This is a genomic window from Streptomyces roseifaciens (assembly GCF_001445655.1).
Taxonomy (GTDB): domain Bacteria; phylum Actinomycetota; class Actinomycetes; order Streptomycetales; family Streptomycetaceae; genus Streptomyces; species Streptomyces aureoversilis.
Genome location: NZ_LNBE01000003.1, coordinates 2,504,001 through 2,514,044, shown reverse-complemented (window position 1 = coordinate 2,514,044; position 10,044 = coordinate 2,504,001). Strand labels below are relative to the sequence as shown.

Here is a 10,044-nt window from a genome sequence, read left to right as displayed (position 1 = left end):
ACTGGCTGTCCAAGCCCTACGTCCAAGGGGCGGTCGCCGTGGGCAAGGACGCCTATTACGCCGCCAACGACCGCGGCACGCAAGGCCCCGCAGCCAGCGAAGCAATCGGGGCGCTCGCCCCGAAGGCAGGGCAACTGTGGCTGCACAAGGGCCGTAGCGGCGACCCGAAACTCCACGGAACACTCGCCATCGGACCCGAAGACCTCAGCTACGACGCCGACCGCCTCTGGAGCCTGGCGGAGCACCCCGACCTGCGACGCGTCTACCGGATCCAACTCCGCCGCTGATCGCATGCTCCCGAGCGGAGCCACGAGCCGGGCCACGTGCGCCTGCCCGCCATCCCCCGACCACGCCATCGGCCGCGCCACCGACGGCGCCACCGGCGACCGGGTGACAGCGTCCCGGGGGCCCGAGGCATCGCAGGAAGGCGACGACCTGTGGTCCGTGTGCGCACGAGCCGCACGCAGGGCTAGGGCCTCGGCCGCCCGGGCCCGAGCAGCGGATGGCCGTCGGCTTCGAAGCCGGCGGCCGTCCTGCCCAGATCAGCACGCCGTTGAGCTGTGGTGGTCTGATGTGGCGGCATGGCAGTGACGGTGACTGCCGATCCCATGCCGTCGAAGAAGGGCCGATGCCGTCGAAGAAGACTGATGCCGACGTCCTGGCCGTAGCCGACGCCGCCTTGTGTTCCTGGCCCGCCAGGATGCCGGGGGCACACGAGAACCGGCACACCCGCCGCGGCAGCGCAGACCGGCTCCGGCTCGTGACCTATACGGGACTGGCCCCCACCCCGCACGCCTCCGGACGCGTCAGCGGGAATCTACACCGTCCGACCCGCTACCGCCGCGGGCTCCAAAGCGTCCCGCACTGTGCAGCTCACCGGCGGCCCAGGGGGCGGTCGGCGTCCAGCTTCAGGGAGTGGTGCCGCCCGCACACGAGGCCGCAGAGAGCCACGCACGGCACGAGGTATCCGTCGACAGGCCGACGCTCCCGCTTCCCCGCCCTCCGGACTCAGGACGGGGCCGACCGGACCATCGGCCACATGCGACCGGGAACCGTCCGACCTGCACAATCGTCGGTTACGGATGTGACTGAAGTGACGCCCACGCTGCCTGCCGACCACCGCGAACTGATCTCCGACCTGTCCGGGATCGTCAGCGACTACCCCTATGCGGATCCCGAATCGACCCTCGCCGTCCTCGCTGACGACGCGGCGGAGGCGCTCGGCCGCGACGCCACCCCGGAGGGCCGCCGGGAGCGGACCGGGTACACGATCCTCCTGCATGCCACCTGCTGGTACGTCTCCGCACGCATCTTCAGCAAGTCCGTGTTCGCGTCGTACATACGGGCCCTGGACGGGTTCCGTGCGCAGTTGGACCGGGCCTCCTGCACCTGCCCGGCCGGCGCCCACCCCGCGCAGCTGGACTCGGAGTACCAGGTCGAGGCCGGCGTGAGCATGCTGACCGAGGCCGGGCGGGCCGTATTCTCCGAGGACTACGGTCTCGGCAAGGAGGAGCTGGCGGTGTTCGACTGCGAGGGGTTCCTCGCAGACCTCGCCGATGAGGCCCTGGAGCGCTTGCACAACGCGCACCAGGAGCTCTTCGGCAGCATCGACGTCTCCCATCTGAACGCGCAGTTCGTCCGGGACGACGGCCGCCTCGACCTCGTCGCCATGCAGGAGGCGATCAGTCGTAGCTGGGAGGACAACACGGGGCCGGTCGCCCTGTGGTCCGCCCGCCGTTGGCTCGCCGGGCAGGTGCGGGACGAGGAGCGGATCGGCCTGTTCCTGTGCCTGTGGATGGGCATCGCCCAGACGTACGAGGGTCTGCCGCCCTCGTACGTCCGCGACCTGGCCGCCGCGCTCGCCACCATCGACCTGGACGTCTCCTGCGAGCATCCGCAGCACCCCTGGTCCACCGCCGATTCCACCACCCAGTCCCGGTACCGCGCGGTGGTCCACCTGTACGCGCCGGACGACCACCCCGACACCCCCGTGCCCGCCGAGCTCTCGGCCCGCGAGCTGTGGGAGTGCCCGGTGCAGTACGCCCAGTTGGCGCGGGAGGCGCTGGAAAACCTCGAGGGATGGCGCACCATGCGCGGCGGCGACGACGAGGACTGGGAGGACTGAGCGGTACGGGGCCGCTTCGGCGCTCGTCCTACTCCCAGCCCTAGGACTTGTTCCGGCGATCAAGGACGCAAGCCGGCACGGGCTCGGCGCATGACCGCCCCGCTTGTTCCGGGCCGTGGAAGACCGTCCACGAACGGCACCGGCTGTGGTCAGCCGATGGGACGTGGGAGCGCCTGCCCCGGCAGGTCCAGACTGCGGCGGATGCGGCGGGTGAGATCGGCTGGGACATCTCGGTCGACTCCACCATCGTGCGGGCACACCAGCATGCGGCGGATGGCACCACCAAGCTCCACCTGAGCGCGGACGGCCGTTGCCGCCCGCTGTCTCTGGCCATCACGCCAGGTCAGCGGTCATGTACGCGGGAGACAATCGCTGGCAAAATCGCCTTCCGCGCATGAGAGCAGGAAGTCAAAGAAATGATCGGCAAGCGGTTCCCCCAGGATCGGCTGCAAGAAGAGGAACTGCCCTTGAGGGTTCACTTCGAGCCATACGGGTTCGCCGCTCGGCGTCAGTTTGATGTCAATAATGCCCATGCGCAGTCCGAGCCGCCGGAGTACTGCCGTGACCTGCTGGGCTATCTCCTGCGGGATGACCCACTTCGAAATGGGGATGTTCAGGTCAGGGCGCCAGTCGAGACTGTCGGTCTCGATCAGGGCTGCGTACATTCGTTCACCGAAGCAGTTGAGCCTCACATGCCGCCTGCCTGGGATGTACTCCTGGTACACGGCAGGGCAAGCCCAGAAGGATTCCTCGGGAATGGACGCCGGATCATCGATGTACTGAGTGAACATCAGCGGGCCACTCGCACCGACCACCGGCTTGACAATCATTCGGCCGACCTCCCGAGCGAACACGACCACGTCCTCACGTGATTGCGAGACGAGTGTGCGAGGTACGCGGAACCCCACGTCCCGCGCCACGGCGAGCTGATACAGCTTGTCCGCAGCGCGGTCTGTCGCCTCCGGGGAGGATATCCACTGTCCTCGAAAGGACGCCGCAAGGATGCCGCCCAGGGCGCCTCGACAGTCGTTGTTGACCAGGCGCCGCTCATGGTCGTTCACCGTGTTGGCAGAGGCTTGCTGATTCGCTCTCATCCTCCGCCACCAAAGCACCGACACGCCCTCTATCGGGATGGGGAATCCGTCGGACGTCAGCACGGTACTGGGCACGTCTCCGTGCGAGCTCCACGCCAAGCTACGCCGTCCGCTGATCTGATCGCACTCCACTATGTGGAAGTTGCCATACCCGCGGCGGGCAGCGGCACGTCCAATGGCAAGGGTGTGGAAATCGTCCTCGACGGACACGGCGAGGATCATTGCTACTGACAGTCGACGCAGCAGTCGTCAGAGCAGCCGCACGAGCACGACTCGGAAGCCGAGCCCGCCATGGCGCTGGCATCTATCTTGAGGCCAGTAGTGGCGCGAACAGCCTCTTCCCATGCTCGCAGCTCTTCCGGAGTCTCCAGGCGGACGTAGGAGTCGGGCTGTGCACGGAGGACGACTGGAGGAGCTGTCGCAGACGCAATTCCCGTCAAGCTCCTGCTACCTTCACCTATGGGTTCTCCAAGCTTGAACGACGCCATCAGAGTCACCTTCGTAGAATCCTTGGCCGGGTCGACCCCTTTCTTCAATCACAGCACTTCAGCCCTATGGCCGCATGCTGAACTATTGGACGATTCAACGGTGAGCCTCAAAACACGCTCTTGAGAGCGCAAGGCTTCGCGCGAGACCACTCAGGCCGGGTAGCCCGCGGCCATACGCCAGAGTGACAGATGGACTGTCGTCTCTCTGCGCTGACCGACCGAGGGTGATCAGCGTTGTCTGACATGCCCACAGGCCCGGGTATTGCTTGGACTCGTGGATGAGAGGGATTCACCCCGATGTTCGGTGACAAAGTGCGGTTCCGGGAGAGCGGGGAGGAATAGGTGGCCACCAGGTTCCCGAGGCCGGCCAGCCTGGCGCGGGTGACTGGGTGGGCGCCCAGGACGGTGGCCAGGCGGGCGGTCTCGGCCAGGCCGCGGGTGATGAGCATGGCGGCGGCAGCGGTGCGGCCCAGGCCCATGCCGGTTGTCGGCGTACTTCTTTGAGTACGCCACGGAGTACGAAAATATCTGCACCAGTGTCAGGGGCTTGGGTCAGCCCGATGTGACGTTGGGATATCTGGTTGCTGCTGACTCCTTGGGTACGGACCATGGACATTGAAGAGGGGGTGCCATGGGGCTGTGTCTGTTTCCTGGCGATGAAGACGTCGATGGGCTGGATGCCTGCTTCTCGTATGAGGGCTTTGCTCGGTTTCGTCGCCGGCTGGCTCTCGCGGAGGGGTTTGGCCTCGATGAGATGGTGGGCTTCGGCGGGAACCGGCCATGGACAGACGTCTCGACCGACCTGGAACCGCTTCTCAACCACCCGGATGATCACAGCGAGGACCTGTCGGCTGAGGACTGCGTTGCTGTCCTGCCCCAGCTGGAGGCCATCCTCGAACAATGGTCGGAGGAAGAGCCTCACGATGCGGGCATAGAACGGCACGTCGAGGACGCTCAGCGGCTGGTGGCCGTGCTGCGTATCTGTGTCAGCAAGAATGTTGCTCTCTTCTTCGGATAGCGACCTCCTGGGGCTGCCGTCGCGGACGCCGACGCATTCGCTCAGGCCGCGTCGTCCCGGTCTCGTTCGATGGCTGCGAGTCGGTTCTTGAGCCGGTAGCTGGGACCGTTGATGGAGGAATCGCGGAAGGGAGTACAGAAGTGAGCGAAGGACCGCCGGCCTTCTACATTTTCCTGGCGCCGGGTCACAGCACGCGCACCCGGATGCGCATGGCCCTGGCGGAGGTCTTCGATTTGCCGGCCCATGACGTCGAGCTGTATGACGGCGACGACGTGACCGGCACGTACGACTGCCGGTGGGACGCCCCCGTGCTCTGCGGCTATCAACGGCGCAGGGGGGATCTGGACTGGGCCTTCGACGTTGGTCTTGCGGCAGAGCGGTCCTACCGGCCGGCGGAGCGGGACCTGGCCATGCTCCTCGCCCGCGCCATGGACACTCCCCTCCTCTTCCCCGGAGACGTGCACCTGCCCTGGATCTGGCAGGTCGCAACGCCGAAGGGCGAGGTGAGCTACGCGCGTCTCGACGAACCCGAGGAGGAGGGCGGCGAGCTGACCATCCCGGCGGTGGAGATCGCGGTTCCGGGATTCCCGAAGGCCGACGTCCTTGCCTTCCCGGAACTCGACCGCTTCCGGCAAGCCGGAAAAGGTCACGAATCAGATCGTTGACACTGCTGGCCGACTGCTTGGCGACGGAGAAGGAGCCTGCGAACCCGCCGGTGAAGCGGGGAGGGACGACGGGGAGGACACCACGGGGAGGACACGACGTGTGGGTGGACGGGCTCACAGTTCACTCATCGAGGTTGCATGCGAAGATCCGCGCCCGTGGTGACCCGGCTGCAAGCAGCGGCCCAGCGCAACGGGAGCGCGGTCAGCGAGTCCGCCTGCGGTGGTCGACGTGGGCCGTGGGCACCCGTCTGCCGCACAGCGCTCGGCACTGCCCGTCACAGGGATGCAAAATCACCTCAGATGGAACAGGTAGATCGGATAACCCAAGAGCGCACACTTCCGCAGGCAGAGCAGCCGCGCCGTGATCGTGCCCGTCCCTCTCCCCCGCGCCACGAGAGGACGTCACGTTCGGAAAGAAGCAACGATGCACGAGGCCGGGCAGTACGAACGCTACGCGGGTGGATCCCCCGAGGCCGAGCGAGTTCTCGTCGACCGGCTCGTCCGCGACCTGATGCGGGTGCAGATCAAGGTCAAGAAGCGCAGCGGAGCCGCTGACATCGCGCGAGCCTTCCACGCGAAGGCCGCCCTAGGTGTCGAGAACGCCCGGCTGACGATCCGCGACGACCTCCCCGACGACCTTCGGACCGGCTTCGCACTGCCCGGAGCCGAGTACCCCGTCACCGTCCGCCTGTCCAACGCGAGCGGCGCCCGGCAACCCGATCACGTCCCCGACCTGCGAGGGGCGGCGCTGCGGATCCGGACCGGTCCGGACGAGGCCCACGACCTCCTCATGACGAGTTTCCCGGTCTCCCACGCCCGCAACGCACATGAATTCGTCGCGTTCGCGAAGGCCATGGCCGGTGCCGACTCGACGCCCCGCAAGGCCTTCTCGCTGTTCGTCAAGCTACCCCTGGCCGTGGGCCGGCCCACGGCCAGGCGCATGCGCCGCAACGTACGCGCCGGAAGCCGGGGCACCGTGCGCAGTCTCGCGCTCGCGACGTACTGGAGCCGTGGTGCCGTCCTCTGGGGCGACGCAGGGCCCGTGCGTTATCAGCTCCGCCCCGCCCCGGATGCACCCTCGGCCCCTCCCCCGTCCCGCACCGACCCCGACCACCTGCGCCACGAGCTCGCCCAGCGCCTGCGCACGGCGGACGTCGTCCTCGAGCTGTGCGTGCAGCGTTACGTGGACAGCGGGCGCACGCCCATCGAGGACGGCGCAGCCGAGTGGAGAGAGGCCGACACGCCGGTGATCCCCGTGGCGACACTGGTCGTCCCGCGCCAGGACCTGGACGCCGCCCCGGCACGTGCCGCCGCCTCCCGGGTCGAACAGCTCGCCTTCAACCCGTGGAACACGACGGAGGACTTCCGCCCCCTGGGCAACCTCAACCGAGCGCGCAAAGCCGCCTATGAGGCCAGCAGCGCCCTGCGCCTGGGGCATCGCTTCGTAACTGAGGAACCCCGCCGCAACGCCGTACTCGGCGTCCCGCTGCGTGCGGGGTTCCGCGCCCTCAACCGGTTCGTCCCCTGGCACCGGCTGCCGACACGGCTGGGCCTGCTCAACCTCGTGGCCCTGCGCCAGACCCTGCGCCGCGAGAACCTGATCGACACGGAGATCCACCAGGCACCGCCGCAGACGCAACAGGTGCCTCCACCCGTCGAGGAACAGCTACGGGTGGAGCGCAGCTACGACGGTTCGTACAACGACCTGTCCGCTCCGAAGATGGGCGCCATCGGCGCCACGTTCGGCCGCAACCTCGCGCCGGTCTACCGACCCGACCTGTTCGACAGCCCCAACCCCGTCACCGTGAGCAAGCGGCTGCTCCACCGTGACGCCTTCATCCCGGCCCGGTCGCTGAACATCCTCGCCGCCGCGTGGATCCAGTTCCAGGTGCACGACTGGGTCGAGCACCAGCGCTACCCGACCGGCACGCAGAGCGTGAAAGTACCGCTCCCGCCCGGCATGACCTGGCGCAACTCCCCCGGCGGACCGCCCGAGAACGTCATGCGCTTCGCCGATAACAAGGGCCTGCAGCCGCCCGGCAGCCTCGCGCCGCCCGCCCTCTTCGGCAATGTCGCGTCCCACTGGTGGGACGGTTCGGAGGTCTACGGCGGCGACCAGCAGGTCGCGATGTCGCTGCGCGAGCCGGACGGTGGTGCGGCACTGCGCCTGGAGGACGGGCACCTGCCGATCGGCCCCGACGGCATCCCGCTGACCGGGTTCAGGGAGAGCTGGTGGCTCGGCCTCAGTGCCATGCACACCGTCTTCGCGCGTGAACACAACGTCGTCTGTGAAGCGCTGCGACGGGAATACCCTCACCTGGACCAGAAGCGGGTCTACCACACGGCGCGCCTCATCGTCTCCGCTCTCATCGCCAAGATCCACACCGTTGAGTGGACCCCCGCGATCCTGGCGACGGAGACGATCGACATCTCCTTGAGGACCAACTGGCAGGGACCCCCGAAGAACTGGCTCACCCAGCTGGGTCTCTGGCTGTTCGAGGCGCACTCGCTCACCGGCATCCCCAAGACTCTGCCGGACCACCATGCCGCGCCGTACTCCCTCACCGAGGACTTCGTCGCCGTCTACCGGATGCACCCGCTGATTCCGGACGACTTCGAGATCGTCGACCACAGGTTCGGTCACCGGATCGACACCTTGGACTTCAATGCCGTGCAGGGTGCCGCCACGGAGCCCCTCATGCGCAAGACCGGGCTGGCGAACGCTCTGTACTCACTCGGAATCGCCCATCCCGGGGCGATCACCCTGCACAACTTCCCCCGCGCCCTGCAGGCCTTCGAACGGGACGGCGAGGTGATCGACCTGTCCGTGGTCGATCTGGTCCGCAGCCGGCGCCGTGGCGTTCCCCGCTACAACGACTTCCGCAGCGGCCTGCACAAGCCGCGCATCAAGCGCTTCGAGGAGCTGACCACCGAGCCGGAGACCCTCGCCCGGCTCAAGGACGTGTACCGCACCGTCGACGACATCGACACGATGGTCGGCCTCTTCGCCGAGAATCCGCCCAAGGGATTCGGTTTCAGCGACACGGCCTTCCGCATCTTCATCGTGATGGCCAGCAGGCGGTTGCAGAGCGACCGCTTCCTCACCGTCGACTTCCGTCCCGAGGTGTACACGCCGCTCGGCATGGACTGGATCGAACGCAACGGCATGACGAGCGTCCTGCTGCGGCACTGTCCCGAGCTTGCGAGCTTCCTGCCCCGCTCGGCCAACGCGTTCGCACCGTGGCGCCCGGTCGAACCCGCCCGGAACAACTCCGAGCCCGGCAGCCTCTGAGGAAGGCCGGGCCACCACGTGGCTTCGCCCCCCGGTCTCGTGGATGTAGGTGCAGACGTACGGCGGTCACGGGTCTGCTGCGGCGGCCGGGGAGTTCCTGGACCTGGTCACCGCCGGCCACTCCTTCGTCGGAGCGGCCGGGCGGGTCCGTCCCGGGGCTTCGTGACCGGCAGCTCGGCGAGGACGAGCGCACGATCGTTGTCTTTTCGGCTCACCAGTCCGGGACCTCTGCGGGCGCGAAGCGTGACAGCTTTCACCAAAGGTGATCGGGCTACGTGTTTGCACGCTCGATGAGTGCCTCGGCGCAGCGGTGGCCTTCGGGTGTGAGCCGGTACCAGTCAGGTGATTCCTCGTAAGCGCGCATCCCCTGTTGCATGCCGGCCCAGGTGGCGGGCAGGCCCTGGACGTTCATGTGGGCGCCGATGGTGCGCCAGTGCTGGACCTGGGCGGCCTTCTCCTGCTCGGTGAAGGGGTGGATTCCGGCGATGCCGAGGATCTCGTCGGACAGGAGGGTGAACAGCGCGATGCCGTGGATGTAGGTTTCGTTGGAGAAGGGGTACGTGCGAGCGTAGTGGTCGTGCATGCGCTGGATGCGGGCGGCAGAGGCGGCCGTCTCGGGGCTGGATGCGCCGTGCTGGATCCACAGCCGGAAGTGGTCGTTGGTGTCGTGGGCGCGTGCGTCGCCCCGGCGGTGGATCTTTCCGGTGCCCGCGCGGTCGACGGCGGCGGCGCCTTCGACCGCGCCGACGATACGCATCAGGCCGAGGGTGTAGATCAGGTGGCGGTAGACCGCGGTGCCTATCCGGGGTGTCATCCGGCGTGCCATGGCGCGCACAATGGCGGCAGAGTCAGTGGGGGTGTCGGAGTCGGCGGTGTGGTGCGGCTGGTCGGGGAGGGGCTGCGGCGCGGGTCCTCCTGCGCGGGCTGCGGGATGGAACGGGAAGTGTGGTCAGTCATCGGTGCCCGGGGCGGCGGGGCACCGATGAGGCAGGTGGTGGTGGCCTGGGCCGTCAGGCGTCCCTGTGCGTCGCGGACTTCGGCCCGGGCGGCGGCGGTGCGGCGGCCGAGGTACTGGACGGTTCCGAGGCACCGGACGATCCCCGTGTCGGTGGTGACGGGCCGGTAGAAGCGGGTCTGGTTGTCGGTAGTCGTCGGGAACAGCCCGGACGGCAGGCGGGAGAGCACGGCCATGGCCATGGCCATCGCGGTGTCCGCGATGGTGCAGATCATGCCGCCGTGGACGATGCCGATGATGTTGTAGTGCCACGCCTGCGGCTGGAACGCGAGCGTGACCTCACCGGGCTCGACGGTGAGCAGAGCGATGCCGACGGTGGTGTTCATGGGGGGGCGGGGCGGACCGGC

General features: G+C 67.8%; 8 protein-coding genes and 2 pseudogenes. 6 read left to right on the top strand and 4 right to left on the bottom strand.

Annotated features, from left to right (window positions below; genetic code table 11):
* From AS857_RS16645 to AS857_RS41470, 3 genes and pseudogenes are all read left to right on the top strand, one after another.
* A partial coding sequence (locus AS857_RS16645; RefSeq protein ID WP_216823981.1) for a hypothetical protein occupies window positions 1-287 on the top strand: 287 nt, incomplete at its 5' end.
* Window positions 288-1,084: 797 nt separating this feature from the next.
* On the top strand, window positions 1,085-2,125 hold the full coding sequence (locus AS857_RS16640) for a hypothetical protein (protein ID WP_245699957.1): 1,041 nt from the start codon (window positions 1,085-1,087) through the stop codon (window positions 2,123-2,125).
* Window positions 2,126-2,217: 92 nt separating this feature from the next.
* Window positions 2,218-2,472: pseudogene (locus tag AS857_RS41470) on the top strand (IS5/IS1182 family transposase); the annotation flags it as partial.
* 3 nt (window positions 2,473-2,475) lie between these two features.
* Here the strand turns inward: AS857_RS41470 and AS857_RS16635 are convergent.
* Window positions 2,476-3,429, bottom strand: a complete 954-nt coding sequence (locus tag AS857_RS16635; RefSeq protein ID WP_245699955.1) for an ATP-grasp domain-containing protein — start codon at window positions 3,427-3,429, stop codon at window positions 2,476-2,478.
* A 571-nt stretch (window positions 3,430-4,000) separates the two neighbouring features.
* Window positions 4,001-4,189: pseudogene (locus AS857_RS41465) on the bottom strand (NAD(P)H-dependent glycerol-3-phosphate dehydrogenase); the annotation flags it as partial.
* A 149-nt stretch (window positions 4,190-4,338) separates the two neighbouring features.
* Between AS857_RS41465 and AS857_RS16630 the strand changes: the two are divergent.
* The 3 genes from AS857_RS16630 (at window position 4,339) to AS857_RS16620 (ending at window position 8,682) form a co-directional block, all read left to right on the top strand.
* A complete protein-coding gene (locus AS857_RS16630) occupies window positions 4,339-4,725 on the top strand; it encodes a hypothetical protein (RefSeq protein WP_058043856.1) in 387 nt (128 codons plus the stop codon).
* Window positions 4,726-4,865: 140 nt separating this feature from the next.
* Complete coding sequence (locus AS857_RS16625; RefSeq protein WP_058043855.1) at window positions 4,866-5,390, top strand: hypothetical protein; 525 nt, start codon at window positions 4,866-4,868, stop codon at window positions 5,388-5,390.
* 424 nt (window positions 5,391-5,814) lie between these two features.
* Window positions 5,815-8,682, top strand: coding sequence for a peroxidase family protein (locus tag AS857_RS16620; RefSeq protein WP_058043854.1), 2,868 nt, complete (start codon window positions 5,815-5,817; stop codon window positions 8,680-8,682).
* A 271-nt stretch (window positions 8,683-8,953) separates the two neighbouring features.
* Here the strand turns inward: AS857_RS16620 and AS857_RS16615 are convergent, their stop codons facing one another.
* Both AS857_RS16615 and AS857_RS16610 read right to left on the bottom strand, forming a co-directional pair.
* Window positions 8,954-9,496, bottom strand: coding sequence for an oxygenase MpaB family protein (locus AS857_RS16615; protein WP_160330260.1), 543 nt, complete (start codon window positions 9,494-9,496; stop codon window positions 8,954-8,956).
* The gene (locus AS857_RS16610) at window positions 9,493-10,023 is read right to left on the bottom strand and encodes a PaaI family thioesterase (protein WP_058043852.1); all 531 of its coding nucleotides are present in this window, start codon (window positions 10,021-10,023) and stop codon (window positions 9,493-9,495) included. Before AS857_RS16610 ends, AS857_RS16615 begins: the two co-directional genes overlap by 4 nt.
* Window positions 10,024-10,044: the final 21 nt, after the last annotated feature.

Bases quoted from the DNA above. Each gene is read 5' to 3' on its own strand.
- AS857_RS16610 (WP_058043852.1), bottom strand. From the start codon at position 10,023: ATGAACACCACCGTCGGCATCGCTCTGCTCACCGTCGAGCCCGGTGAG.
- AS857_RS16615 (WP_160330260.1), bottom strand. From the start codon at position 9,496: ATGACACCCCGGATAGGCACCGCGGTCTACCGCCACCTGATCTACACC.
- AS857_RS16620 (WP_058043854.1), top strand. From the start codon at position 5,815: ATGCACGAGGCCGGGCAGTACGAACGCTACGCGGGTGGATCCCCCGAG.
- AS857_RS16630 (WP_058043856.1), top strand. From the start codon at position 4,339: ATGGGGCTGTGTCTGTTTCCTGGCGATGAAGACGTCGATGGGCTGGAT.